General features: G+C 64.7%; 29 protein-coding genes. 7 read left to right on the top strand and 22 right to left on the bottom strand.

The genetic code is table 11. The annotated features are described in order from the left end of the window. The 12 genes from virB11 to B7L05_RS08640 all read right to left on the bottom strand — a co-directional run. Window positions 1–767, bottom strand: a 767-nt coding sequence (gene virB11 / locus B7L05_RS08695) for a P-type DNA transfer ATPase VirB11 (protein WP_085809886.1), incomplete at its 3' end; no start/stop codon positions are given. Further along, a complete protein-coding gene (gene virB10 / locus B7L05_RS08690) occupies window positions 764–1,921 on the bottom strand; it encodes a type IV secretion system protein VirB10 (RefSeq protein WP_082898375.1) in 1,158 nt (385 codons plus the stop codon). The genes virB10 and virB11, both read right to left, overlap by 4 nt. Window positions 1,922–1,961: 40 nt before the next feature. Next, the gene (locus B7L05_RS08685; protein WP_085809885.1) at window positions 1,962–2,801 is read right to left on the bottom strand and encodes a TrbG/VirB9 family P-type conjugative transfer protein; all 840 of its coding nucleotides are present in this window, start codon (window positions 2,799–2,801) and stop codon (window positions 1,962–1,964) included. Beyond that, a complete protein-coding gene (locus B7L05_RS08680; RefSeq protein WP_256926671.1) occupies window positions 2,798–3,667 on the bottom strand; it encodes a virB8 family protein in 870 nt (289 codons plus the stop codon). Before B7L05_RS08680 ends, B7L05_RS08685 begins: the two co-directional genes overlap by 4 nt. A 218-nt stretch (window positions 3,668–3,885) precedes the next feature. Beyond that, window positions 3,886–4,890, bottom strand: a complete 1,005-nt coding sequence (locus tag B7L05_RS08675; RefSeq protein ID WP_085809883.1) for a type IV secretion system protein — start codon at window positions 4,888–4,890, stop codon at window positions 3,886–3,888. Between the two features lie 29 nt (window positions 4,891–4,919). Then, entirely contained in the window at window positions 4,920–5,225 is a 306-nt protein-coding gene (locus tag B7L05_RS16910) for a hypothetical protein (protein ID WP_144037201.1), read from the bottom strand. After that, window positions 5,222–5,926 (bottom strand): type IV secretion system protein, encoded by a 705-nt coding sequence (locus tag B7L05_RS08670; protein ID WP_256926670.1) that lies wholly within the window; start codon window positions 5,924–5,926, stop codon window positions 5,222–5,224. Before B7L05_RS08670 ends, B7L05_RS16910 begins: the two co-directional genes overlap by 4 nt. Before the next feature lie 22 nt (window positions 5,927–5,948). Continuing rightward, window positions 5,949–8,339 carry a VirB4 family type IV secretion/conjugal transfer ATPase gene (locus B7L05_RS08665; protein ID WP_085809881.1) on the bottom strand — a complete coding sequence of 797 codons (2,391 nt, stop codon included), beginning with the start codon at window positions 8,337–8,339 and terminating at the stop codon, window positions 5,949–5,951. Further along, window positions 8,332–8,676: a type IV secretion system protein VirB3 gene (locus tag B7L05_RS08660; RefSeq protein WP_239017055.1), complete on the bottom strand. Its 345-nt coding sequence runs from the start codon at window positions 8,674–8,676 to the stop codon at window positions 8,332–8,334. Before B7L05_RS08660 ends, B7L05_RS08665 begins: the two co-directional genes overlap by 8 nt. Window positions 8,677–8,740: 64 nt before the next feature. Beyond that, a complete protein-coding gene (locus tag B7L05_RS08655; protein ID WP_201279665.1) occupies window positions 8,741–9,106 on the bottom strand; it encodes a TrbC/VirB2 family protein in 366 nt (121 codons plus the stop codon). Next, complete coding sequence (locus tag B7L05_RS08650; protein ID WP_085809880.1) at window positions 9,103–9,789, bottom strand: lytic transglycosylase domain-containing protein; 687 nt, start codon at window positions 9,787–9,789, stop codon at window positions 9,103–9,105. The genes B7L05_RS08655 and B7L05_RS08650 overlap by 4 nt, the downstream gene beginning before the upstream one ends. 500 nt (window positions 9,790–10,289) lie before the next feature. Beyond that, entirely contained in the window at window positions 10,290–10,577 is a 288-nt protein-coding gene (locus B7L05_RS08640; protein WP_071838552.1) for a hypothetical protein, read from the bottom strand. Between the two features lie 218 nt (window positions 10,578–10,795). Between B7L05_RS08640 and B7L05_RS08635 the strand changes: the two genes are divergently transcribed. From B7L05_RS08635 to B7L05_RS08625, 3 genes are all read left to right on the top strand, one after another. Further along, a complete protein-coding gene (locus B7L05_RS08635; protein ID WP_256926669.1) occupies window positions 10,796–11,554 on the top strand; it encodes a toprim domain-containing protein in 759 nt (252 codons plus the stop codon). Window positions 11,555–11,592: 38 nt separating this feature from the next. Continuing rightward, window positions 11,593–12,150 (top strand): thermonuclease family protein, encoded by a 558-nt coding sequence (locus B7L05_RS08630; RefSeq protein WP_085809879.1) that lies wholly within the window; start codon window positions 11,593–11,595, stop codon window positions 12,148–12,150. Window positions 12,151–12,302: 152 nt separating this feature from the next. After that, window positions 12,303–12,632: a hypothetical protein gene (locus B7L05_RS08625; protein WP_085809878.1), complete on the top strand. Its 330-nt coding sequence runs from the start codon at window positions 12,303–12,305 to the stop codon at window positions 12,630–12,632. Between the two features lie 59 nt (window positions 12,633–12,691). Here the strand turns inward: B7L05_RS08625 and B7L05_RS08620 are convergent, their stop codons facing one another. The 6 genes from B7L05_RS08620 to B7L05_RS08595 form a co-directional block, all read right to left on the bottom strand. Beyond that, window positions 12,692–13,564 (bottom strand): reverse transcriptase family protein, encoded by an 873-nt coding sequence (locus B7L05_RS08620; RefSeq protein WP_085809877.1) that lies wholly within the window; start codon window positions 13,562–13,564, stop codon window positions 12,692–12,694. Beyond that, the gene (locus tag B7L05_RS08615) at window positions 13,554–13,859 is read right to left on the bottom strand and encodes a helix-turn-helix transcriptional regulator (RefSeq protein ID WP_019368207.1); all 306 of its coding nucleotides are present in this window, start codon (window positions 13,857–13,859) and stop codon (window positions 13,554–13,556) included. Before B7L05_RS08615 ends, B7L05_RS08620 begins: the two co-directional genes overlap by 11 nt. A gap of 35 nt (window positions 13,860–13,894) precedes the next feature. Next, window positions 13,895–14,068: a hypothetical protein gene (locus B7L05_RS08610; protein WP_256926668.1), complete on the bottom strand. Its 174-nt coding sequence runs from the start codon at window positions 14,066–14,068 to the stop codon at window positions 13,895–13,897. Window positions 14,069–14,644: 576 nt separating this feature from the next. Continuing rightward, window positions 14,645–15,058: a type II toxin-antitoxin system PemK/MazF family toxin gene (locus tag B7L05_RS08605; protein ID WP_085809875.1), complete on the bottom strand. Its 414-nt coding sequence runs from the start codon at window positions 15,056–15,058 to the stop codon at window positions 14,645–14,647. Then, window positions 15,055–15,540, bottom strand: a complete 486-nt coding sequence (locus tag B7L05_RS08600) for a helix-turn-helix domain-containing protein (protein WP_041043290.1) — start codon at window positions 15,538–15,540, stop codon at window positions 15,055–15,057. Before B7L05_RS08600 ends, B7L05_RS08605 begins: the two co-directional genes overlap by 4 nt. A gap of 256 nt (window positions 15,541–15,796) precedes the next feature. Next, entirely contained in the window at window positions 15,797–16,126 is a 330-nt protein-coding gene (locus tag B7L05_RS08595) for a hypothetical protein (RefSeq protein ID WP_211368834.1), read from the bottom strand. 331 nt (window positions 16,127–16,457) lie between these two features. On the opposite strand from B7L05_RS08595, the gene B7L05_RS08590 reads away from it, so the two are divergent. After that, complete coding sequence (locus B7L05_RS08590) at window positions 16,458–17,372, top strand: ArdC family protein (RefSeq protein ID WP_085809874.1); 915 nt, start codon at window positions 16,458–16,460, stop codon at window positions 17,370–17,372. A 199-nt stretch (window positions 17,373–17,571) separates the two neighbouring features. Beyond that, window positions 17,572–17,766, top strand: a complete 195-nt coding sequence (locus tag B7L05_RS08585; protein ID WP_058733683.1) for a hypothetical protein — start codon at window positions 17,572–17,574, stop codon at window positions 17,764–17,766. Window positions 17,767–17,892: 126 nt separating this feature from the next. On the opposite strand, the gene B7L05_RS08580 is transcribed toward B7L05_RS08585, so the two are convergent. Next, window positions 17,893–18,531: a hypothetical protein gene (locus B7L05_RS08580; protein ID WP_052490787.1), complete on the bottom strand. Its 639-nt coding sequence runs from the start codon at window positions 18,529–18,531 to the stop codon at window positions 17,893–17,895. 519 nt (window positions 18,532–19,050) lie between these two features. Between B7L05_RS08580 and B7L05_RS08575 the strand changes: the two genes are divergently transcribed. Together B7L05_RS08575 and B7L05_RS08570 are read left to right on the top strand one after the other, a co-directional pair. Then, a complete protein-coding gene (locus B7L05_RS08575; protein ID WP_071838556.1) occupies window positions 19,051–19,242 on the top strand; it encodes a hypothetical protein in 192 nt (63 codons plus the stop codon). A 41-nt stretch (window positions 19,243–19,283) separates the two neighbouring features. After that, window positions 19,284–21,122, top strand: a complete 1,839-nt coding sequence (locus B7L05_RS08570) for a ParB/RepB/Spo0J family partition protein (protein WP_085809873.1) — start codon at window positions 19,284–19,286, stop codon at window positions 21,120–21,122. A gap of 191 nt (window positions 21,123–21,313) precedes the next feature. Here B7L05_RS08570 and arsH read toward each other — a convergent pair whose 3' ends face one another. From arsH to arsB, 3 genes are read right to left on the bottom strand one after another with little or no spacing between them, the layout of a single operon-like run. Next, window positions 21,314–22,069, bottom strand: a complete 756-nt coding sequence (arsH, locus tag B7L05_RS08565; RefSeq protein ID WP_041043294.1) for an arsenical resistance protein ArsH — start codon at window positions 22,067–22,069, stop codon at window positions 21,314–21,316. Beyond that, entirely contained in the window at window positions 22,069–22,506 is a 438-nt protein-coding gene (arsN2, locus tag B7L05_RS08560) for an arsenic resistance N-acetyltransferase ArsN2 (RefSeq protein WP_052490788.1), read from the bottom strand. The genes arsH and arsN2 overlap by 1 nt, the downstream gene beginning before the upstream one ends. Next, a complete protein-coding gene (gene arsB / locus B7L05_RS08555; RefSeq protein WP_058733679.1) occupies window positions 22,503–23,582 on the bottom strand; it encodes an ACR3 family arsenite efflux transporter in 1,080 nt (359 codons plus the stop codon). The genes arsN2 and arsB overlap by 4 nt, the downstream gene beginning before the upstream one ends.

The raw sequence follows: 23,582 nt of genomic DNA, 5'->3' as shown, positions 1-23,582 counted from the left end.
AGGTAGAAGAACGCGGTCCCGTCACGCAGCTCCTGGAGCAGGATGCGATCGGGCCGCATGCGGAGCGCGCTTTCCAACAGCTCCTTGGCTGTCACCTTGGCCGTGCCGGTGCCGTCCTTGCTGTAGATCATATGGACGACATTCTTGTGAGGCACGACCAGTTCGCGCGTGTCCTCGATCGTCAGCAGACGCTCATTGTCCGGGATCAGCTTGATGAGGCCCTTGGAGAACGTCGTCTTCCCAGAGCCCGTGGCGCCGGAGATGAGAATGTTAAGCCGGCTCCGCACAGCGAGTTCGAAGAATTCCACATGCCGACCCGCATGGAGCAACCCGAGCAATCGTTCCTCGACGGGGCTGACCCGCTTGGTGGCCACCTTCGTCTCCGCGAACAGGCCGTTCGCCTCGAAGTCCGCCATCGTCATCGTCTTCGTGGACGGCTTGCGGACCGTGATCGACACGGTGCCGTCGGGCACGACGGGCGGAAGCACGAGCTGGACGCGCTCGCCGGTCGGAAAGATCGTCGAGCAGATCGGATTCTCGCGCGTCACGTCCTGAGAGGTGAACGCGGCTGCGGCCCTGGCCAGTTGGTTGAGGGCATCGAGCGTCAGATCGCCCTCATGCTCCCAGGTCCACCCTCCATGCCGCTCGACGCCGACGATCGCCGGTTCGTTGATGACGACTTCGGTCACACCATCGTCATCGAGATACTGGCGCAGCGGGCGAACAGCGTGATCGAGGATCGCCGTGTTGCGGAACGGGGCGTTCATTTGAGGCCGAGCCCATAGACCTGCGAGAAGTCGAAATCCTTGGCGACGGTTATCGCCATCTCGGTCCCTTGGTTGACGCGCACGATCGGGCGGATCTGCTGCGTGTCATTGAGGATCTGCGATGTCGTGTCACCGGGAGTGCGGAACACCGTCGAGCCCTGCGGGCTGACGGCTTGGCCGGCGATTTGCCCGCCCGCATCAAGCACGCTGAACAGCATCGCGGCGCCGAACCGCTGCCAGAAGAACCGATCGATCCTACCGGTGACGCCGGCCCGACCGAGCGGGTCCGATGCCGGCGAGCCGATGTCGATCGCGACCCCGCGGGGCGTGACCGCCCGCGTCCACATCGCGAAGAGACGATTTTGGCCGCGCTGCAACCCACCCTGGTACTCGCCGAAGACGCGCGTGCCTTTCTCGAGCAGCACGACGCGGCCGTTATCCGAATAGACATCCCGAGGGATGATGCAGGTCGTGTAGCCCGGCACGCTGCTATCCATCGCGGTCTGGAGCGTGCACGGGATGATGGCGCCCGCTGTGACGAGATAGTTGCGGTCGCCGATCATGCGCGCCGTGGCGGTCCCGATCGCCGAGGTCTGCTTGAGGTTGTCGAGACTGGTCCTCGACGGCGCATTTTCGCCATCACCTTGCGGGTTGCCGGCGCCGGCGACGTCTCCGAGCACGCGCCTGGCGGTCTGGTCGCCATTGTAGGCGATCAGCGTCGATCGCCGCGCATTGTCGCGCAGCTCCCGAGCTTCGTTGGCACGCCGCTCTGCCTCGCTAACGCCGCGGCTTTGCTGCTGCCCTCCTGCCGATCCGTAGGGAGTGATCGGCTGACCGTCAGGGCCGATGGCCGGTACTTGCTCGCCCGTGAGCTGGACCGGGGCGTTCGGATCGCGGGGCGCGGTCGCGAGCGTCGGTGCGATCACGGAGTTGGGATCGTAAGGCGCCTCGGCAGCCGGAGGCGGGGCCTTCCGCGCTTCCAGCGCCTTGTTGTCGCTGCCAGACCCGGAAACGAGCGACAGCGCCCCAAACACGACCGCACCGGCCAGCGCCGCACCCACGACCATCTTCTTGTTGTCCCACTGGACGGCGTTCAGTGACGGGATGCGGTTCGGGCGATCGGCCGCAGGGGGAGCGCGATCAATCTCGTTCACGTCGGGCGTCGCGTCGACGTCGAATCGCTTATCGGACACGTCAGTTCTCCGTCGTGCGCTCGACCGCTTCCGACGCCGTGTCCGTCTTAGGGTCGCGGCCGTAGAAGCTCGGGCTCTCGTTGTAGATGCACAGCACCACCTTCCCCCGGCGCAGGCGCATCTCCTTGTAGACGCCATGGACGATGACGAACTCGTCGCGGACGTCGAACGCGGCGGTGGCCTCGCTCCCGTCGGGGTTGACCGTGAAGATCGCGGGTATCTCGCGCTGGTTCGGGAAGCGCATCACGGTGAACTGCCCGTTGTCGCTGACTTCGGACGGTTGCAGGTCCGATGAGCCCTGGACCTTGTAGTTGAGGTTCCGCGTGCCTTCGAGAACGCCGATATCGAGCGCGGCTTTGATCGCGCCGTTCTGCGCGGCGAGGGCCGCGGCGAGCTGCGCGCGCTGTTGCGCCAAATGGGCCTGTGCCGCCTCATATTCCGGATAGCGGAGCCGCACCTTGAAGAAGGTGCCGCGCGAGCGCGCCGTAGCGACGGCCGACAGCTCGAAGGTGTAGTTGCGTTTGGCCCCTTGGAAATCCGTCACGACGATCAGGTTGGTGGCGCCAGCGCGCTCGCGCGGCTTCACGAACAACGAGTTGTCAGCAGGAGCGACCTCCCAGGACACCGTGTCCCCCATCGCCACGAACTTGATGACCTCGCCCGGGGCGAACTCGATCTGCGTCGCGGTGCGGAACGCACTTCGGATCTGGATCACGTTCCCGTCGGTATAGGCGACCTCGCGGATACGTGCGTCGGGACCGTGTTGCGTAGGGGTCTGCGCCAGTGCGGGCGCTGCCGCCACGGCGCTGATCGCCGTGGCCAGGAGCAGAATCGTCCTCATCGTGTCGGAACCTCCACGTCGGCCCGGTATGTCTTCACCTGAAACCCGAGCGGATTGGCGTATCGACCGGCTTCCGTTTCCGGCTTCGACAGCACATCGAATGTGATGGTCGCGATAGCGGGCGTCTCGATCACCTGTTGATCGCGCTGGAGCCTCTTGATGAAGCGAACCTGCGCGACGTTCGGCGAGATGAACGCGACCGAGCGGATCGCCACGAACACCGCGTCATTGGCGGTGAACTGGTTCTGCGGGGAGTCCGGATTGTCCTTTTTGTAGAAGGCTGTCCAACGGGTCTGTTCCTCCCGCGCCGAGAGCGACAGCACCTTGCGGAAGAACTCCTCCCGCGCTTGGGGAATCCACCCTTCGCGAGCGCGCACATAGTCGGCGAGGAAATACTTACGGATCGCCTCGTCATAGGTGATCGTCTTGTCGCCGCGCAGCTCCTGGGTGACTTCCGTTGCGCCTGTCGAACGATCGACCGTGACGACATAGGGCACCACCGTCTTGAGCGGCGACAGCGCCAGCACCGCAGCCGCGCAGATCGCGGCGAACACGATCGCGATGATAGCAACGATCCACGCGATCCGGCGCGAGCGAACCGCGGCCACGAACCGATCCCGGTCCCAGCTTTCCGCTTCCGCGAAATAGGCCTTCAGATCCTCGTCTTTGTCCTTCACTCCGATCGCCATCTCAGCAGCTCGCATAGGAGGTTGAGAGCGCGGCAGTCGGGCCGGCGCTCGGAGTGAGTGCGCCGATCGCCGGCACCTTGCCGGCCTGCGACGTGTCCGACCCTCGGGGAGCTGGCGCCGCTTCATCGGGTGGGAATAGGTTCGTCGCCGGCGCTGGGGCTGATTGAGGTGTGCCACGTGGCACACCTCCAGCGGACGGTGCTGCAGCGGCCGACGTTGAGTTGCGCGACGGGATTGATGGAAGAACCGTCCCGTAGAGGTTTGCAGGACGCTTCTGCCGTCCGTTGCAGCGGGGCAGCTTATCGTCCTTCGCAGCGACCGATGGAACCGGAGGAGTAAGAGCCGCGAGAGCGAGAAAGGCTAAGGCCGAACCGAGCTTCATGCCGGGTCTCCGATTAGCTGTTGTTGTAAAGGGTGCCGCCGGCAGCCCGCGCTTCCGCTCGGCGGGCGCGATTTGCCTGCCAGCGATTCACTGCCCTTTGTGGAGCGTTTGACCATGCGCGACCGATCATCGGCGCGATCCCGCCGGTCGCGGCGTTAGCGAACTGCGAGGCGAGTGATGCGCCACCGCCGCCCAAGCCCGCAGCCATGCCTGGTATCTGAAGGAAGAAGAAGAACCCGAGGGCGTAGAACCCGAGTGCCTTGACCGCCGCTAGGATCAGCGAGTCATCCTGCGTGATTGCGTCAATGAAGGCGTCGGCCGCGTTGGCGATGAAAACCGTCACTAGCAACGCGAAGGCAACGAGGATGACGTAGTTTACGATACTGCCGAGCCATTGGAAGAAGAACGGTCGTGTGGAGTCGAATAGGAGAGCGGCGACAAAGAGAGGTCCGACCGCAGCCAACAAGGAAAGGGCGAATAGAGCGAAGGCGCAGATTGCGAAACCGAGGGCCGACGCCAGCAGCGCAGTCAGCATTATGACGACGTTGATGATTTCACTGACGATGATTTCATCCCAATTATTCGGGATGCCGGCCAGGTTCGTCCCTTCCTCCGTGGTGTGAGTTTGAACAATCTCTTTAATGTTCGCGATGGCGCGAACCGCACCCTTGAGTATCGCGTCGAAGAAGCCGCCAAGTCCGTTCACGTCTTGCGCGCCTACGGCGTTCGCGACTTCTCTGGGCAGGCCATTCATGGCGAGAAGGCCGACTGACGCGCCGTAGAGGGTCGTTACCGCGAACACGAGCGCGGCAAGTTTCATCCCTCGATAGACGAACTCGCGAAACGGATATTCGACAGCGCCGCGCAGGACCGCGAAGCCGAGGAGGATGATGTAGATTGTCACCCCAACCCGGAGTGGACCGGAAATCCAACCGATGACCCCGGCGTAGGCCGCAACCACCCCCGCCAATGCGGCGTCAAGTTGGTTGAACATCGCGGTATAGATATTGAAGCCCATTACGCCGATCCCGGATATCTAAGCCTCGATCAGATGCCCGCCTCTTTGCGAAGCCTATCCGTATCGGCCTTGTTTCGTAGCAAGGTCTTTGCGGTATCCACGTTGTTGCAGTTGTTCACGACTACTGCAGGCCATGACGCAGGAGGGCGCTGTGAAGCCTTCCATGTTGTGCAGACTGCGTCTGTCTCGGCCAGCTCACCTTGGTTCTCCGTGAAATACTTGGCGGTACGCAGCGGCATGTCAGATCGAAGCTTGCCTTGGTCGGAGTCGGACTCCTTCGTGCCACATGCCGCCAGCGCCAAAAGGCAGGGGAAGAGCCAAAGAGCTTTGGTCATGGGTTGACCCCTGCCTCAGCCCGCAGCTTGTCGATTTCCGATCGATTAGACGCCAGAGACCGTTGGTAGCCGGCTTCGGCCTTTGCCCTTCGCTGAAGCTCGATCGCCTGAAGCGCCATCTGATCGTTCATCATCTGCGCTTGTTCGAGCTGGAGCCGCGCCGACATATCGGCACGTTCCGCGGCCGAGCTGGCGCTGTTGAGGCGGCTGCGCAGCGCCTCGAGGCCCTGGCGCCGGCTCGTCACCGCATCACCGACATTGCCGGCCAAGCCCGTCGTCACGGCCGCCTCTCGTGAACCCTGTTCGTAGGCGGCACGCTGATCGGCCGTCATCGTTGGCGAGCCGCGCCCGATGAGATCCTGATAGACGTCGTTCGCCTTGCCCCGCAGGCCGCCAACGACGTTGAGATCGCCGTTGGTGTAGCCGTCGAGGGAGCTGGACGACACGTTGCTGTTGCGCAGCACATCGTTCTTGAGCTGCTGGGCGACGTTGCCGATGTCCGTCATCTTGTTGAGGTCTTGGTAGAGCTTCTGCGCCTCGCGGATCTGGTCGGCACCTTGTTGGATGACCTGAACGCCCTGCTTCACCTGCTCAATCTGCTGGAGGATCGAGCCGACGTCGTGGACCGGAATGCCTTGCGCGCGCGCCGAGCTGGCCAGCATGAGCGCCGATCCTGACAGCGCGAGTGCGATTGCCTTCATTCTACGCATGTCCCTCTCTCCTTCAGCTTGGCCGACGACGTTGGTGGAATACGGGGAGCCAGTTGGCGGGATCGGGGCCGAACTCGGCCGCGGCCTGGACGGCGATCGGCGTCGTCTCGGCGCGACCCGACAACACCGCCAGCTCGTTCTCGAGGCCGGTCAGGTCCAGCTCGACCACAACACTGTCATGGCCCTGCTTCACGAGGAACTTGCGCGACTCCGGCGACAATTCCTCGCGGATGAGCTGATATTCCGCGTCGGTGAGGGAAAAGCCCTCTACATAGTCGCGGCGTGATCCCTTGGGGTTGGGAAGCATCACCTGGGTCGCGACCTGTTCGAGGATCGAGTGCGCAATATCGCTCTTGAGCGCGTCAGCCGGCGACTGCGTGGCGAACACCATCATCGCGTTGCGCTTCCGGTATGTCTTCAAGCCGTCCTGCGCGAAGCTCCGGAACGCATCGTCGCCGAGCGCCTTCCAGAACTCGTCGACGGCGATGATCGTGCGCTCGCCGGTCAGCAGCTTGTCGATCCGGTGGAACAGGTAGAGCATCAACGGCGTGCGGACGTCGGCGTTGTCGAGGAAATCCGTCATGTCGAACCCGAGGAACCGGGCATCGAGCGTCATTTCGTCTGCCGCGTTGTCGAACACCCAGCCCATCGACCCCCGCGAGGTCCACTTTTCGAGACGGGCGCCAATGCCGCCAGCGTCCGCCATGCCGAGCATTGTGCGCAGCGCGTCGAGCGAACGATCCTCGCGCGGGAGCCGCATCACCGCGGCGATCCCTTCATCGATCATCCGCTCTTCCTGGACCGTGATCGGGCGGCTTTCGGTGCGGACGAGCTGGCGGACCCACAGCGACAGCCAGGCCCGATCCTCCGGCTTGTTCTCCAGCGCCTTGAGCGGCGCAAAGCCGGTCGGCTTGCCGTTCTCGAGCGTCAGGTAGGTGCCGCCCGAGGCCAGCACGAAGATCTGCGCGCCGCGGTCCTTGTCGATGAATATCTGGCGCGCGCCCGTCTTCTCGGCCTGCGCCATCAGGAAATTGACGATGACCGTCTTGCCGCCCCCCGTCGGGCCGACGATCAACGTGTGGCCAATGTCGCGCTTGTGGAAGCTGAAGAAGTAGGGGCTGCGCGCGCTGGTCTTCATCAGCGCGATCGCGTCGCCCCAATGATTGCCGGTGGCGAGGCCGGCGGGATAGGTGTGGAAGGGCGAGAAGGCCGCGAAATTGAGCGACGTGATCGGCGCCGGCCTTGCCCGCCATGCAAAATTGCCGACGAGCTGGCTCCAATAGGCCGCTTCCAGCGCCGCGCCCTCACGCGCCGCGACCATGCCGGTATCGGCGAGCGCAGCTCGCGCGATCGACATATTGTCGCGCAGCCCCTTGAGGCTGTCCGAATACACGGCGAGCGTGAAATGATGATCGCCCAGGACGAAGCGGTTGGACATGAGATCGTCCGCCGCGTCGACGAGATCGAGCATCTGACTGACGGCCCGATCATCCGCGTTCTCCATCTGCTTTTGCCGCAGCCGGAACCGCTCCGATGCCGCAGCGCGGCCGAGGAAGGTGAAGGATTGCGTCAGCACGAACGCGAAATCGACCGCCAGCAGCGATTGGAACTGCGTCGGGGTGGTGGTCGCCGGGTACTCCCGGATGCCGAAGATCCCGCCGAAGAGGCTGCGATCGGCGTCGCGGACTTCGACCGTCTCCCCGCCGAACACGACGCGCTGGCGATAGAGCGCGCTGCCGAGGTGCCCCCGGATGATCGGGACGCGGCGGTGCCGGCCCGTCATTACCATTTCCGCGACCTCCATCGTCTCCGAGAACTTGAGGCCGTTGTGCCCGTAAATCGACAGCCTGCGCGGCGAGCAGCGGTCCATCAGCTTCTCGAAATCGCGCGCCTTGTCCTCCAGCGCCTCCAGTAGATCGGCGTCGACCGCATCGGCCTCCGCTTCCGCGCGCGCCTTGTTCCTGAAGAGCTGGACGAGCTTGTCGGCGCCATGGACCGAGGGGCGCAGCACCAGCGTCACGAAGAAGCGGTTGATGAACAACCGCTCCTTGTTCATCCGCGCGAAGTAGGCGGCATCGAGATCCCGCGCGAACCGGGACCGGAAGTTGCCGCCCGGATATTGTTCGACCCGCGCGCGGGCGAGGTGCGTCCAGATCGACAGGCGATCGTCGTGCAGGTTGCGCAGCATCCCGTTGAGCTTGGCGTGCCAGTCGTTCAGATCGCGCACGTCGGCCGTCTCGAACGCCCGCCCCTGCAGCTCGAACGTCAGCATGATCGCGCCGGAATCGAGCATCACGACTTCGTCGGTGACGTGCCGCGCATAGGGCAGGAACTTGGTCGGCATCACTTCCTTGAGCGCGATCTTCATCGGCACCTGTTCGGAGAGGCGACTGGCCCTAGCCATTGCGGCCGAACCCCTTTCGCTTGATGCCCTTCAAGGGGAGCGGCGTGTAGCTCGACCCGCCCCAGAAGACGCGGTTGCGGTTGGCCGCCTTGGTGCGACCCCACAGGAAGATCAGCCGGAACGCGTTGACGTCGTGGCGCACCACCAGGCGCGAAATGCCGAACATCACCGCGGCGACGACCAGGCCGTAGATGGGGTTCGTCGTGCCGATCAGGGTAATCACCGAGGCGAGCAGGATCACCACCGCCGCTTCGATCGGGATGCCTGCGAACAGCGCAGGCCGCGTCACCGCCAGGAACAGCGTGTTGCGCGCCATCACTTCCCGTTCTTCGTCCACGCTAGGCCCTTTCGCGAAACACAGGCGGAAGCGGGGCGTGCGGCGCACCCCGCTTCCAAGAGCATCAGCCTTGGAGCTGGTCGACGATCCAAGGCGCCGAGAAGATGATCGCGATGCCGATGATGACGGTGACGAGCGCCCCGGTGTTGACCCGCCCCGTCAGCCACCCGAACCCCGCCGCGATGAGTGCGAGGATCGCGACGATGCGCAGCAGCCCATTGCTCAGCAGGCCGAGAACGGCGTTGCCGAAGCTCTCCAGATTGGTCTGCGCGAACGCCGGCTCGGCCGAGAGCAGCGACGTCAGCGCCACCACGCCGAACATCGACAACAGCCGCGAGACCTTGCGCTGGCGCGGGGTCATCGCGCCGACGCGCGCGGTGACACGGCTTCGGAGGGCGAGCGCCGGCCCACCGAAAGATGCGAGATTCATCGGTTTTCTCCTTCTCCGGCGAGCCGCGCTCGCTCATATTCCGCCCTCGCAAACACGTCCCAGGATGGCGGCGGTGGGGGAGGCGCAGCCTTGGGCTGCCCCGCTTGGGACGTGTTTTCCTCGACGAGCGCGGCGAGCTGCGCAGCCGCGCTCGACCCTTCGCCGGTGTTTGTCGCGTCGGTGAACGCGCTCACGCGAACCGCGACGGGCCGGATACCGTCGGAAATGCCGGCATTGCCGATCACCTTCCCGACATAGCCGTTGGAGAAGCCACGCGACTGCGACCCGGTGTTATACATTGATAGGGCGATGCGGAGCGCGCGCTGCGGGTGCAGCCCCGCGCGCACGCTATGGTAGTTGCCGGACAGCACCGCGCCTGCCGCGGCGATGTTGGTGCAGGGATCGAACACGTTGTCCCAGGTCAGGCCGAGAGCCTTCATGTTCCGGGAGTTGATCTGCCCGAGACCGAGATCGACCGAATAGCCCTTGCTGACATAGGAGCGGGCGATCGCGATCGCCTGTGCCACGTTCGTCGCGGGCCCTACCTTGCGGCCGAGCCCGTTGACGTTGATCGCCAGCTCGAAGCCCTGGCTTTCCGTCTGCACGATCGCCGCGATCGTCTCCGGGGCGACACCTGGCGCACACTGCGCTGCCAACCCCAAGACGATCGCGGACGGGAGCATCGTTATCGCTCCAGTGTTCCGGAGCCCGGTATCGGCCCCGCCTGCGCTGTCGCCTCCGCTTGGGCGACCTGTGCGCTACTCGGCACAGTGTATCGGGTGCGGGAGCCGTCCTGCATCGTCATCACGACGTATCCGGGCCGTCCGTTCTTTGGCTTGGTATAGTCCGCCTTGCGAACCCCGCCGGCACTGCACGTCGGGAAGCCTCCGCCCAGGCCGAGATGAGTGATGAGCTTGCGGATCGGGGGCACGCATTCCCGAAATTGCATCCAGCCACCGGGATTGCTCGCGCAGAGCATCACTTCACATGCCCAGGTAGAATCGGCTGCGCGAGCCGGAACCGCCGCCATCGAGGCAGTCAGGAGGCCAGCAACTGGCACGTACGAAAACAAGCGATTTGCCATGTTTTCACTCCTAGAGTGAAGACAAGCTAAATCGCTCGAACGTGGTTGCCTAGCCTGAAAATGACAATTGGTTCATTCCGGCGGCAACATTCTATCGCGTTAAAATGTCGCTTGGTCCTTCAGACCGGGCCACGGATGGACATGGATCACGTCCTCATACCCGTAACCAAGGACGATATGGCGGATGGCTGAGGCAGCCTTTTTATACAGGCGAATCCGCTTCTTATCGTAGAGGCCGACGTGGAAGAGCGCTGTACCGCGCCAGCTCACCCGGACGTTGATGTGCCACCTGCCGCAGTCGCGCTGACATACATGGACGTCGGTAATCGTGCCGCCAGGTGGCCGCAGCGTCGTCAGTTCGCGCTCGAGCAGTAAATCCAACTCCACCCTATTCCCCCGTAGTGATTCATGCGGTTTTCACTGGTGCTTTGTGGCTTCCCCCGATAGCCTGTATGCGTCCTGCACCGGGGGTGTCTTAGATGGCCCAACGTCAGACCGCTACGATCGAGGATCAGGCCGACCGCATCGTCCGCCAGCTTGGGGGCAGATGGCATGGCGCGTCGGCCATGTGCCGATGTCCTGCCCACGCCGACGGCAGAGCCAGCTTGTCGATCCGCGTCGGCGAACGCGCCGTGCTGTTTCACTGCTTCGCCGGCTGTACGACCGACGCGATCATGGCGGCGCTGCGCTCGGGCAAGATCCTAGCGTCCCCTGACCACGATCCTGGCCAGCGCCAGCAGAGCAAGGCCGACCTTAACAAGCTCGCGCGTGCCGTGTGGCGTCACGCCGAACCCTTCGCCGGCACGCTCGCCGATCGCTACCTGCGCGAGGGACGCTCGATCGTCCCCGACGGGATCAACGCCCGCTTCGATCCGCGCTGCCAGTGCGGTGCCGGCGCCGCCAAGGCGTTCGCGCCGGCGCTGATCGTCCCGATCGAGGAGGACGCCGGCGTTGTCGCGATCCACCGGACCTTCCTCACGCCCGACGGGCGCTGGAAGGCCGACATGGACGAGCCCAAGCGCATGCTCGGCAATCCGGGCGTCGGTGCGGTCCGTTGGGGTGGCATCCCGCTCGACGGCATCCTGCGCCTCGCCGAGGGCGTCGAGGACGCGGCGAGCGTAATGAACCTGCTCGGCCCCGGCCATGCGGTGTGGCCCGTGCTAGGCATCGAGCGCTATCAAGCCGTTGCCGTTCCGGAGAGCATCCACACCGTCCTCATCTACAGCCAACATGGCGCCGAAGCCGCGCGCGCGATCGAGCGCGCCACCCCGCACCTGGCGGCAAACGGTCGCCAGCTCGTCGTGAAGCTGCCGCCCCATGCCGGCGACTGGAATGACCTTCTGCGCGAGATCCGCTCGCTATGAAGCTGTTTCCCGGAGCGACGCGCTTTCAACGATGGACGATGGGCGCGACGTTTCTGATCGTGGCGAGCTATGCCATCTCGCAGAACAGGCAGTCTCTCCTGGAAGTGTCCAAGACCCGGCTGTCATCGCCGAACCCGAGGATCATCGACGGCGACACGATCGACTTTCCTAATGGGCGGGTGCGTGTCGTCGGGATCGATGCGCCCGACGACGATCTGCCAGGGCTCAAGGCATTGTCGAGCGATGCTTTGCGGCGATTGTCGGCACGTGATGGCGGGACGGACTGCTCGGTGTCGATGTTCGACTATGCGCTGCGGCATGAGAGCCAGTGCCGAACCGACCCCAAGAGCTACGGCCGGTTGAACCTGGCATGCCGCTTTCCCGCGAACGGGGCGAGTGTCGGGGCAACAATGGTCGCCCAAGGCTACGCGGTGGATTACCGTGTCTTTTCGGGCGGCGCCTATGTCGACTTGATGCAGAAGGCGGCAGCCCAGCGGGCGGGGCTATGGGGCGTGGACTACGAGGGTATGCGGCAGCTCGCGATCCGCAGGGCGCAGGTGCCGCAAGGATGCGCGGTCGAGACGATCAAGAAGTAGCAGGGCCTTGCCTCCCACGCTCTGCTCCGCCGCGCCAAAGCGCCGCTTCGCGACACCCCACCCGCCCGCTTCGGCCCGTCAGGGTGACGAACGACTAGGCTGCACCGCACCGCCCTTATCGGTCGGCGGAGTTGTTCGCGTGCGGACAGCCGATGCTTGAGCGCGGCTCTCCGCGCGCGGTAGTCATCGGTCGATGGGGCGCGGCGTTCTCGCTCGTGATCGCGGCCGTGCTGGCTGGCCGCCTTATCTGCGCGTATCGGCACCTGCTCCCGAACAGGCTGCCGGGCCTCATCCTCTACGAGCTGGGGCCGGCGCTGGTCCTCGCGTTAGCGATCGGGACCGCCATCGCCATCACCGAGGGCGGCAGATCGCGCCCCGGCATCCCGGCGCGGCTCGCGCTATTCGCGCTCGCCGCGCTGATCGCCGGCACCGTTGCCCTGGTCATCGAATACGGCACGGTCCTTCAAGGGCGATGGCTTTAAAGCCGGTGTGCCACGTGGCACACTCCTGGCCGTGTGCCGCTTACTGGGACCGGCGTCTGTCAGTCCGCCTCATTCAGGCTAGCGATCTGACGCATTTGCCCCGCTAAGCCGGTTAGGCGACCTTGCAGACGCTGATCGGCGCTCCCTAGCTGCTGAAGGGCCAACATCGTTTGACGGTGCTTCAGGCGCTGGCGATTGGGCACGACGACCTTCCCGTCACGCACGACGACGCCCGTGATTTCTGCTGGCCGGTCCACGTAATGCTTGAGTTTGTGATAGCGCAGCCCCGTTCGGTGGATCATTCGCCGCACCTGCCAAACATCCGCGACCGGCACCTTCGCGCCCGAAATCGTCACGTCATCGACATAGACCGTCAGCGTGTAACCCTTAACTGCGCAGAATGCCGCGATCTCAGCCCACATATCGTGATAGCTGTAATATGCCAGGATGGGGCTAAGCGGACTGCCGGTCGGCAAGTGGCCCTCGAAAGTGCAAAGATCGCCAAGCAGACCGGCAACGTCGCCCCGGCATCCCATAACATTCTGGAAGAAGGCGATCACCCGCACACGCGGCGTGTTGGGGAAAAACTTCTTGATATCGAGGCAGTGAACGACGCGGCTGCCGCGATGCCGCGCCGCATTGCTGACGTAGCAGCGCCCCTTCACCGGGCAGAACAAGAAGGGCGGCGGCTCAATCCTAGCCAGCATCTTAGCGATGCGGCTCTGGACACGCTTCAGCGGCGCGATCGGATCTTCGACCGGACGTTTGCCGCCGCTCTTCTTCTCAATTTCGAACTGCCGATACCGATCTGACCCGACTGCCATTGCGCGTAGCTCTGGCTCCGCAAGGCCGAGCACGTCAGCGAGACGGCGCGGACTGGTGAGCTTGTAAAGCTGCGACTGATTGAGCGGGATGATCGTCTTATTCGGCATGGGTCCGACCGGACCGCGCCTCGAGGAACTGTAGCAGGCTCACTACCTTGCCAGCCACAAAGGTCCGCGCCTGATCAAGCGTGCTCTTCTGGTCGAGGTTCTCCGAAAAGAACATGATTGATGAGACGGGCATGTCGAACACAGTCGCATAACGCTGGATGATGTCCAGCGTCGGCGTCTTCAAGCCGCGTTCGATTTCCGACAGATACGACGTCGAAACCTCCAACCGCTCAGCCGCCTGCTTTTGCTTGAGGTCATGATAGACTCGGATCAGGCGAAGAGCTTCACCCAACATTGCAACTCCTTTCGGGAGGCTATTCAGGGTGCGAACTACTGGCGGAAAACCTTGATGATGGAGAGGGCGACGTGGAGCAGTTGCACCACCACTCGCCCCAGGGCCACCACCGTCTTCAAAGTGGACGGACGGATCAGGCGCTTTGCCCAATGCTGCCGTCGCACCGTCTTCGTTCGCGCACGCTTCTCGTTCAGACCAAGCTTTCGCATGGCGTCCTCCTCTGCCAACCCCATGCACCATGCAGGGGCGCCGCCAAGGCTTTGGAGGGTGGGGTAGAAGCACGTTAACCCTGAACACCAAGGCGGACACCGGGCCGTCCGGTGGCCGCCCGCGGCGCCGCTCGCTCGCACGCACGGAGCCACAAAGCAGAGAAGATTTCTTCTCCAGGAGGAGCTTCCCCCTCGGTTGATAGCGACACATCCCCTTTCGAACTGAACAGGAGTGTGATGCCCCAACGCATTTCGCCAGTCAACGAAGAAAATCCGCTCACAGCGAATTTATTGGTGCGCACTACGTTGGAATGCACGGTGGCTCACCCTTGCCGCCTCCGGCATGGAATCCGGACGAGGAACGCTCTAGCGCATCGATAAGATCAGTGGAGCGGGGAATGCGGCACCGGCGCGGGGGCGGCAGATAAGCCAAGGGCCGCCCTTTTGAGGCGGCCCCGACCGTTTAGTTCCCTCGCGGGAAACGGACACTCCCCGAGGGGGAGGCCGCAGATGCCTCCCGATATAGAACCCGCTACTGAAGATTCAACTAATATCTAATCGCTCCGGGGCGGCCCCTCAGGCCTCCGGCGCCGGTGTCGAGGGCACGGGCAGCCAGGCGAGTGCCACCCGAAGGATGCCGTCAAACTCGGCTTCCGTCATCCGCGCTATGCCGCCCTTGTCCGGCACGAGCCGGCTGACCGCTACCGTGGTCATCTTGTCGCAGATCGCGAACGCCGCGCGTCCGTCAATGGTGGTTTGGAGCGGGACTGCCCACTGATTACCTGGCTGCGACTGCGTCGAACACGGGATCACCGTCACCGCTCCATGCAGCGTGTTCCGATACGAAATCACGATGACCGGCCGCCGCTTCCAGAACTCCGGTAGCTGCGCGTCCTGCGGGAAATCGCACCAGAAGAGCTGACGGATCTTCGGCGCACCCTTCAGACGCGGCGCTACCCGAGGCGGCGCTTCCTGAATGTGTGCATTCACGCGTCATCATCCTTGACCAGGCGCAGCTTGGGAGCTCCTTTGCGGTTCTGGCGGATCTTCTTGATCTCGGACTTCTCCTTGATTTCCGCGAGCTTCTCATCCGCAAAGGGTTTGGCCGCCTCGATCAGTCCGTCGAGATGGTAGATGTTCGTCCGGCTCCCCTGGTCGGTCCGGCGCTCTTCGCGCCGGATGTATCCGGCAGCCTCCAGACTCGCGATGTGCTTCTGGATCGTACGCGGGTGGACGTTCATGGCTTGCGCCATGGTGCTTTTGGACGGGTAAGGTTTCCCTTCCGCCGTCCACCATTTGCTCGCCAGATACAGCACGATGTTGAGATCGAGCGGTTCGAGACCAAGCTGACGCTGGTTCTCGATGATGACGCTCGGCAGCGCCGTCCAACCCGCATCCATCAGCGGCTTGGTCCACTTCTTCTCGTTCGTTCGCAGATCGGAGCTGCTGTCAGTTTGCTTCTTGGCCGCCATGGGGCTATTCCTTTCTCCCGGCGGATATGCCCCTCGCGCGTAGGGGGTTCAAGTTTGAGGGGGAGCCCCCAGCGCCGCCCCCGTGAGGCGCCAAGGGCGCCCGGGGGGGCGCCTCTCAGGGCTCCGGCCGGGAGCCGCAGCGGCCCTGCAAAGTATAGCCAGTGCCCATGTAGACGTCACTCAGGGCATACTCATGGCGTATCAACCGAGTAACCGCAGGGGGGAGCCGCAACGACCTCCCCCTCGGCCGTGAATTTCACGCGAAGGCTTCGTCGGCGAGGTTGCCGTCCCGACTCTCCACGATCAGTGCCACCGTGTCTTCCCGGTCCCTCGGGTTGAACACACGGCCGACGACCGTCCAGATCGATCGATTTTGCGGATCGTTCCGATCCTGACCCGCGATCACGCCGGGATCGAGGATCGTGTCGCCGATCGCGGGCACCTGGCCGGCAAACTGCTCCACCCCATACTCGACGCCCCCGTCAAAGACCTTGCCGGTTGGGTCGCGGTGCAGGATCCGAATGCTGGTCACGCGCTGTCGCTCCGTCACGGCGTTGTGCCGATCATCCATCAACAGATCGCGCAAAGCACGCCCGCTGCCAAGACTATGCCATGCGGCAAAGGACGGGCCGTTGGCCCGGCACAGGCTCGCCGGCGCCGCAGCCCTCCCCCGGAGGCCCGCCGGCGCGGGGAACACCAAGGGCGGCTGCCCTTTCGTTCCCGAACGACAATCAGGCCCCCCGTGTAATCCGCCAAGCGCGGCACCCGAAGCCCTTCGGGGCGTCGGCCGCGCTAGGGCGGCTCGCCCGCGCCAGGGACCAGATTCTCGCCCTCCCTCCCCATCCCGTTCCTCGCCGGAAAGGCAGAGCCGGTTGCTGTTGCGACCGGCTTTCAGCCTCGAGGGAAAGGAAGAGACCATGGCACGGATCACCGACAACCGAGCTGACATCTACCAAGAGATCACCGACCAGATGATCGCCATGATCGAGGCGGGCACCCGGCCTTGGTCGAAATCGTGGAACGGCAGCACCGCCCCCAACATCCCGCTGCGCTCGACCGGCGTTCCCTATCGCGGCATCAACGTCCTGACCCTTTGGGTAGCGGCCATGACAAAGGGCTATGCCTCGCCGCATTGGCTGACCTTCAAGCAGGCGCTCGCGCTCGGCGGGTGCGTCCGCAAGGGCGAGAAGGGCTCAACCGTCGTTTATGCCAACACGATCGAGGTGGACGCCGACAGGGGCGGAGAAGCCAGCGACGATGGCAAGCGGCAGGTAGCATTCCTCAAGCGCTACACCGTCTTCAATGCCGAGCAGATCGACGGCATCGAGGCGAAGTATCCGGCCCCCGCGCCGATCCTCACCGCGACCAATCCCCACGAACGCGACGCGGAGTTGGACACCCTCTTTGCCCGCGTTCCCGTCACCGTCCGGCACCACGGATCGCAGCCTTATTATCAGCCGAGCGGCGATCACGTCGTCATGCCCGAGTTCGCCGACTTCCACACCGGGGACGACTATTATTCGACGCTTGCCCATGAGCTTTGCCACGCAACCGGCCACGTGGACCGGCTCGCCCGCCCCACCCTCATTTCCACGAAGCGGGAGGATTACGCCCGCGAGGAACTGGTGGCCGAGCTGGGTGCGGCATTCGTCAGCGGCGCGATCGGCATCAAGCTCCACGACCGGGAAGATCACGCGGCCTATCTGGCGAGCTGGCTGCAGGCGCTCCGCAACGACAAACGGTGCATCTTCACCGCCGCGACGCAAGCGCAGGCCGCCGCGGACTGGCTGCTCAGCCGGATGAGCAACGCGGCGATGTCGGTCGCAGCGTGATGGATACGCGGCCCCGATCTTTCGTGAAACGGGCCGCGTTCCTGTTCTCCCGACCGTCCCGGGCGTGCGCGAAATCGACACTTGTAAATCAATCATCGAACCGCGCCGACCGGATGCTTTCGGTCGGTAGAGCGACGCCCAATTCGCGGGTCTCGCGCGGTTCTGTGCGCCCAATCACGGGCATAGAAGGACGAAGCATATGTCGATCAAAGGTACACTCGATCCGATCCACATTGGTGGCGGGACCCGCTCGTTGATGCGGGACAGCGGGCGGCATGTCGACAAGGGCTGGTGGGGCGTCGACGACAACAACACCCCGCATATCGGCCCCTATGGCAGCCGCGAAGCCTGCCAAGCCGCGTGCGATGCCATCAACGATGGTGACGCCGACTAGGGAACGGTCTGGAGCGACCCCGAGGGTCGCTCCAGGCTCCTATGCGCGCGCGCCGGCTTCGCTTCGCGGCACCGGCGCGCGCCCTTTCTTGTCGTCTCGCGACGCGCAGCACAGGGTGAGCGAGCCTTACCGGCCCTTCCTGATCCGAGCGAAGGCGGTCAGCCCGGCAGCCTTGTACGCCTCGAACATATCGGCTTGCTCGCCCAGCGGCGTCACTGAGGCATGGGTAATTTCGCCGAGCATGTCGCAAATCCGAATGGCGGCCCGAACTGTGGTGGAAAGCCATGTGCAGAACCGCTCCATATCGGGCGGGTACACGAGATCCGTTTCGGATGAGAACATGCCGTGGTGGCCATCCTGCGCGACATAGGTGTTGATCGCTGTCTCGAGCACAAACACGTTGAGCATCACGGTGCCGTTCAGCTCGCGAATATCGGGGAGCATCCGCAGCTCGGGCCGCCACTCATAGGCTTTGGCGATCAGCGCCTCGTTGAGATGACCCCCGAAGACATTGCGGAGGTATTTCGCAAACTGAAGGTCGGCGTCGATCGCTTTCATCTGGTCGGCGAGTTCTGGTGCGTCCCGGTATATGAAGCGCATCGGTCCTTCCAAATCGGCAAGGTTCCCGAGCGCCATCAGGGCCGTTTTGATGAACGGAACCCACGTGCCCGCAGGACCGAGCTGACCTGACAGTTCACCATCTGCCGAACTCAAATCGCCGTGGATGATCCGCGATGTAAAATAGATCCTCTCGATCGGGGTCATTCGTTCTCGCCTGGTCAGTTCCCACCCGTCCAAGGGCAGCGCGCTGTTTTGCTGAGCAACCTGCCCAGTGCAAAGCGCTTTTCGGGGCAACGATCCCGGTCGGGCGCGACCCTGCCGGGCACGGCTCTATCGGCGCGTTGCGCCGACCGAGCCACCGTGCCGGCGTCTCGGCCCTGAGCGGGTGACGATCCTCGCGTAAGGTGTACCACGTGGCACACCTATGGCCGCGCCCAGCGGCGCGGACGTCGCTGGCAGGGCACCGCGGCCCTCCCCCGGAGGCCCGCTGGCGCGGGGAACACCAAGGGCTGCTGCCCTTTCGTTCCCGAAGCAAAATCGACAGCCCCGTGTGGTCCGCCGAGCGCGGCACCCGGCGCCCTTGTGGGGCGCCGGCCGCGCTAGGGCGGCCTGCCCGCGCCAGGCCATCGATTTCGCTCCTCCCTCCCCATCCCGCTCCTCGCCGGAGAGGCAGACCCGGTTGCAGCGGCAACCGGCTGCGCCTCGAAAGAAGGAGAAAGGACAATGGCTTACACCCGATACACCGGCGATCCCTATTGGAAGCGCGCGAAGTCCCCCGGCACCAGCGCCGACGGCACCCCGTACCGCAAGGGCGAGCGCGTGTTCTTCTATCCGCGCACCGGCGTCACCTACGCAGGCGGCAGCGCGAAGCGCGCCTCGGCCGAGTTCGACGAACTCGCGAGCCTCGAAGGCTGACCCCCTCCCAGTCAAATCCATCCAGATCACGGAGCATCATCATGGCTATCATCCATCCCAAGCTCGCCCAGCTTCGCCTTTCCCCGCTCAACCAGCGCCGCGTGAAGCCGTCCGCCGTCGAGGCGATGGCCGACGACATCGAAGCGCACGGGCTGTTGCAGAACCTTGTCGCCTATGAGGACGAGGGGCTGTTGTGGGTTTTTGCCGGAGGGCGGCGTTACCGCGCGCTCAAAATCTTGGTGAAGCGCAAGCGGATCAAAAGCAGCGACACCTTCCCGGTTGAGTTGCGGACCAAGGAAGAAGCCATCGAACTGTCGCTCGCCGAGAATTTCCAGCGCGAGGACATGCACCCTGCCGACAGCATCCGCGCCTTCGCCGCGCTCCGCGACACGGGCATGGACGCCGAGGAGATTGCGGCCCGGTTCGGTCAGGCGGTCAGCTTCGTCTACAAGATGCTCCGCCTGTCTGCGCTTGCCCCGGCGCTGATCGACCTGATCGCCAAGGATCAGTTGAGCCTTGAGGCCGCACGTGCGCTCACCCTCACCGACGATCACAGCCAGCAGATGAAGGTCTGGAAGGCCGCGAACGGCCACGCGCACACTATCCGCCGGATGCTCACCACCGAGAAGGTGGACACCACCAGCGGCCCGTTCCTGTTCGTCGGGCGGGAGGCTTACGAGGCCAAAGGCGGTACGATCACGGTCGACCTGTTCAGCCAAGGGGCCGAAGGCTTTGCGGACGATCCCGAGCTTGTGCGAGAACTGGCAGAAGAGAAGCTGGACGCACTCGCGGACGAGTATCGCGCTATCGGGTGGCACGAAGTCCGTGCGGCGCTCGAACGCCCTTACGACCTCTATATGAAGGGCAGCATGTACCCGGCGACGCGCGAGCCGACCCACGACGAGGCGACGAGGCTTACCGCGATCGACGCCGAGATCGAGGCCATCGCAGAGGCCGAGGGCGAGGACAGCGAGCGGATCGACCCGCTATCGGACGAGCGCGACGCGATCACCGAAGGCTTGCGCGCCTTTAATCGCGAGCAGGTTGCGGTGGGCGGCGTGGCCCTTTGGGTGTCGCATGACGGATCACTGGGCAAGAGCTTCTACCGCGCCAAGGCCGAGCCGAAACCGAAGGCGAACCACGACGGTCCCGTCCCGCTTTACAGCAACAGCCTGTTCGCCGACCTCACGCGCATTAAGACACGGGTCGTGCAGGAGGCGGTCGCGGCCGACCCGGCGCTGGCACTCGACATCGTGCTCGACAGCCTCGCGGGCCAGTTGCTCCACGGCGCGCACAGCCACCAGATGGCGATCGAGGTTCAGGCCAAGGCCGTCGCGACCGACGTGGCGCAAGAGTTGATGGCGACGAGCGACGTTCTTGCCGTGGAGGACATGATGGCGACCCGTTTCGCCGCCATTCCCGCCGAAGGCCGGTTCGAGGCGATCCGTGCCATGGGCAGCGACGACAAGATGGCGTTGCTGGCCGGGCTTGTCGCGATGACGGTGGACGGCACGGTGTTCGCGGGCGGCTCCCCCGGCCAGCGCCACCACCAATTCGAGCAGATCGTGCGCGCGAGCGGCGTGAACATCGCGTCGCGCTGGACCGCCCCCATCGGCCTGTTCGACAAGATGCGCCGTGCTGCGATGATCGACCTGTTGCGCGAGGAAGTGGGCGCGTCGAGTGCCGAGAATTGCGCCACCATCAAGAAGAAGGCGGACCTTGCCGTGAACGTGTCCGAGCGGTTGCCCGCCCATTGGCTTCCCGCCCCGCTGCGGATCGGTGCCTTTGACCGAGCGGAGCGCGAGCCGGAGGAATGCGACGCCGACATGGACGAGGACGGCAGCGAGCAGGAGGGCATGATCGACGAGGAAACGGCCTGAACAGCAAAGCTGGGGGTCCGGTGATAATCGGACCCCCTTTCCTCTCCTGACGAGCGCAAGGCGGCCCGTCGCCCCGGCGCGCCAGCCCTGGCGGGCTGGCGCGCCGGCTGCCCTTTCAGGTCCGCGTCGCGCCGCCCGACACGAGGTCGGGCGGCGCCGTGGCGACTTCCTTGCCGATCGGGTGGTGCGGCTCACCGCCAGCGGCCTTGTGGCGCGGTCGCGATGCTCGACAGGTCCGTCGTCGTGTCGACCGGCACGCCGGCCTGTTTGCGCTCCGAGTAGCGTTCTACGAGCTGCGTCGCGTGTGGCCGTAGCAGGACCGTGAAGCGGACCAGCTCCTCCATCACGTCGACGATGCGGTCATAATAGCTCGACGGCTTCATGCGTCCGGCCTCGTCGAACTCCTTGTAGGCCATCGCGACCGACGACTGGTTCGGGATCGTGAACATCCGCATCCAGCGGCCGAGCAGCCGCAGCGTGTTGACGGCGTTGAACGACTGCGATCCGCCAGACACCTGCATCACCGCGAGCGTACGGCCCTGGGTCGGGCGCATGCCCTTCATCTCGAGCGGCAGGTGATCGATCTGCGCTTTCATGATGCCGGTGATCTGGCCGTGACGTTCCGGGCTGCACCAGACTTGGCCCTCGGACCACAGCGCCAGTTCGCGCAGCTCATGGACGGCCGGGTGATCGTCTCCGGCCACTTGGTCGGGGAGCGGCAGTGTCGAGGGATCGAAGATCCGCGTTTCCGCGCCGAATAACTGCAGCAGGCGTGCCGCTTCCTCCGTGGCGAGCCGCGAGAAGGAGCGCTCACGCAAGCTGCCGTAGAGCAGGAGTATCCGAGGTGCCGGATCAAGCGGCCCGAGCCCTGTGGCGGGCCGCGCGCGGATATAGGCTGGATCGAGTGCCGGCAGGAGGTCGGGATCGGTGAGCGTACGAAGCGGCATCAAAGAGCTTTCACGAGAAAGGTGGCCGACGCCGGGCAGAGCGCGGTGAACTCGCGCGAGGCGGCAACCGCAGGCGGCGCCGCAGCGCGATCGGCCTCTGCATAGCCGTTCACCCGGAAAAATGGCGCCGCGGTGTCGGTCAGAAGGTGGAGCCGCTCGGCGCCGAGCCGGCGCGCCTCGCCCTCGAGCAGCGCCAGCATCGCACCGCCGATGCCGGCGCCCCGGCGATCGGCCAAGACCACCAGCGAGCGGAGCAGGCGGTCCGACCCTTCGCCCTCGATCCCGCCGAACCCGACCAACCCAGCGTCGTCGTCGAAGCGGACGAAGGCGCGGCCGGGTTCGGCGAGATCGGCGGTCGGCAGCTTGGCGGCTGCCAGCGCGCCGGCCAGATCATCCAGCTCGCCCGGCGCGAGACACGTGACGCGGAGGCCGGTCATGCGTGCGCCCCGCGCTCGTACCAGCCCCGGGATGCTTTCACGATCGAGACGACCGACAGCATCACGGGCACCTCGACCAGCACGCCGACGACCGTGGCCAGCGCCGCGCCCGACTTGAGCCCGAACAGCGAGATCGCGGCCGCCACGGCCAATTCGAAGAAGTTGGATGCGCCGATCAGCGCCGCAGGCGCCGCCACGCACCAGGCAACGCCGAAGCGGCGCGAGAGCCAGTAGGCTAGACCTGCATTGAAATAGACTTGGATGAGGATCGGCACCGCAAGCAGTGCGATCACCAACGGCTGCGCCACGATCGCCTCACCCTGGAAGCCGAACAGCAGGACGAGCGTCGCCAGCAGCGAGACGAGCGACACCGGCCCCAAGCGACCGAGCAGCCGGTCGAGCGCGGCTTGTCCGCCGTTCGTCAGCACGACACGGCGCACGAGCTGGGCGGCGATGACCGGCACGACGATGTAGAGCATCACCGAGATCAGCAGCGTGTCCCACGGCACCGTCACCGAAGCGACGCCGAGCAGCAGCCCGACGAGCGGCGCGAACAGGAACACCATGATGACGTCGTTCAGCGCGACCTGGGACAGCGTGTAGGTCGGCTCGCCCTCGCACAGGTTCGACCACACGAACACCATGGCCGTGCACGGTGCCGCAGCGAGCAGGATCAGGCCAGCGATGTAGGACGGCCCCTCCCCTGCGGGCAGAAGCGGCGCGAACAGCCAACCGATGAACAATGTGCCAAGCGCTGCCATCGAGAAGGGCTTCACCGCCCAGTTGATGAACAGTGTGACGCCCACCCCCTTCCAATGCTGGCGGACCGACCCGAGCGCGCCGAAGTCGATCTTGAGCAGCATCGGTACGATCATCAGCCAGATCAGCACCGCGACGATGAGGTTGACGCGCGCTACCTCGGCCGAGGCAACGCGCGCGAACAGGCCGGGCAAAAGGTGCCCCAAGCCGATGCCGGCAACGATGCAGAGCGCCACCCAGAGCGTCAGGTAGCGCTCGAAGGTGCCGATGCCGGCGCGCGCCGGCGCAGGTCCGGCGACAGGGGCGATCGTCGACAT

The sequence above is a fragment of the Sphingomonas sp. TZW2008 genome (assembly GCF_002117915.1).
In the GTDB taxonomy this organism is placed as follows: domain Bacteria; phylum Pseudomonadota; class Alphaproteobacteria; order Sphingomonadales; family Sphingomonadaceae; genus Sphingomonas.
This window is presented reverse-complemented; position numbering and strand designations above follow the sequence as displayed.

What these genes read in the sequence shown, in the direction of transcription:
- B7L05_RS08670 (WP_256926670.1), bottom strand. Translation starts at nt 5,926, where the DNA reads ATGAAGGCAATCGCACTCGCGCTGTCAGGATCGGCGCTCATGCTGGCC.
- B7L05_RS08675 (WP_085809883.1), bottom strand. Translation starts at nt 4,890, where the DNA reads ATGGGCTTCAATATCTATACCGCGATGTTCAACCAACTTGACGCCGCA.
- B7L05_RS08650 (WP_085809880.1), bottom strand. Translation starts at nt 9,789, where the DNA reads ATGCTCCCGTCCGCGATCGTCTTGGGGTTGGCAGCGCAGTGTGCGCCA.
- B7L05_RS08600 (WP_041043290.1), bottom strand. Translation starts at nt 15,540, where the DNA reads ATGGCGGCCAAGAAGCAAACTGACAGCAGCTCCGATCTGCGAACGAAC.
- B7L05_RS08630 (WP_085809879.1), top strand. Translation starts at nt 11,593, where the DNA reads ATGGGCGCGACGTTTCTGATCGTGGCGAGCTATGCCATCTCGCAGAAC.
- arsN2 (WP_052490788.1), bottom strand. Translation starts at nt 22,506, where the DNA reads ATGACCGGCCTCCGCGTCACGTGTCTCGCGCCGGGCGAGCTGGATGAT.
- B7L05_RS08585 (WP_058733683.1), top strand. Translation starts at nt 17,572, where the DNA reads ATGTCGATCAAAGGTACACTCGATCCGATCCACATTGGTGGCGGGACC.
- B7L05_RS08580 (WP_052490787.1), bottom strand. Translation starts at nt 18,531, where the DNA reads ATGACCCCGATCGAGAGGATCTATTTTACATCGCGGATCATCCACGGC.
- B7L05_RS08625 (WP_085809878.1), top strand. Translation starts at nt 12,303, where the DNA reads ATGCTTGAGCGCGGCTCTCCGCGCGCGGTAGTCATCGGTCGATGGGGC.
- arsH (WP_041043294.1), bottom strand. Translation starts at nt 22,069, where the DNA reads ATGCCGCTTCGTACGCTCACCGATCCCGACCTCCTGCCGGCACTCGAT.
- B7L05_RS08575 (WP_071838556.1), top strand. Translation starts at nt 19,051, where the DNA reads ATGGCTTACACCCGATACACCGGCGATCCCTATTGGAAGCGCGCGAAG.
- B7L05_RS08590 (WP_085809874.1), top strand. Translation starts at nt 16,458, where the DNA reads ATGGCACGGATCACCGACAACCGAGCTGACATCTACCAAGAGATCACC.
- B7L05_RS08570 (WP_085809873.1), top strand. Translation starts at nt 19,284, where the DNA reads ATGGCTATCATCCATCCCAAGCTCGCCCAGCTTCGCCTTTCCCCGCTC.
- B7L05_RS08610 (WP_256926668.1), bottom strand. Translation starts at nt 14,068, where the DNA reads ATGCGAAAGCTTGGTCTGAACGAGAAGCGTGCGCGAACGAAGACGGTG.
- B7L05_RS08655 (WP_201279665.1), bottom strand. Translation starts at nt 9,106, where the DNA reads ATGAATCTCGCATCTTTCGGTGGGCCGGCGCTCGCCCTCCGAAGCCGT.
- B7L05_RS08685 (WP_085809885.1), bottom strand. Translation starts at nt 2,801, where the DNA reads ATGAGGACGATTCTGCTCCTGGCCACGGCGATCAGCGCCGTGGCGGCA.
- B7L05_RS08665 (WP_085809881.1), bottom strand. Translation starts at nt 8,339, where the DNA reads ATGGCTAGGGCCAGTCGCCTCTCCGAACAGGTGCCGATGAAGATCGCG.
- arsB (WP_058733679.1), bottom strand. Translation starts at nt 23,582, where the DNA reads ATGTCGACGATCGCCCCTGTCGCCGGACCTGCGCCGGCGCGCGCCGGC.
- B7L05_RS08620 (WP_085809877.1), bottom strand. Translation starts at nt 13,564, where the DNA reads ATGCCGAATAAGACGATCATCCCGCTCAATCAGTCGCAGCTTTACAAG.
- B7L05_RS16910 (WP_144037201.1), bottom strand. Translation starts at nt 5,225, where the DNA reads ATGACCAAAGCTCTTTGGCTCTTCCCCTGCCTTTTGGCGCTGGCGGCA.
- B7L05_RS08615 (WP_019368207.1), bottom strand. Translation starts at nt 13,859, where the DNA reads ATGTTGGGTGAAGCTCTTCGCCTGATCCGAGTCTATCATGACCTCAAG.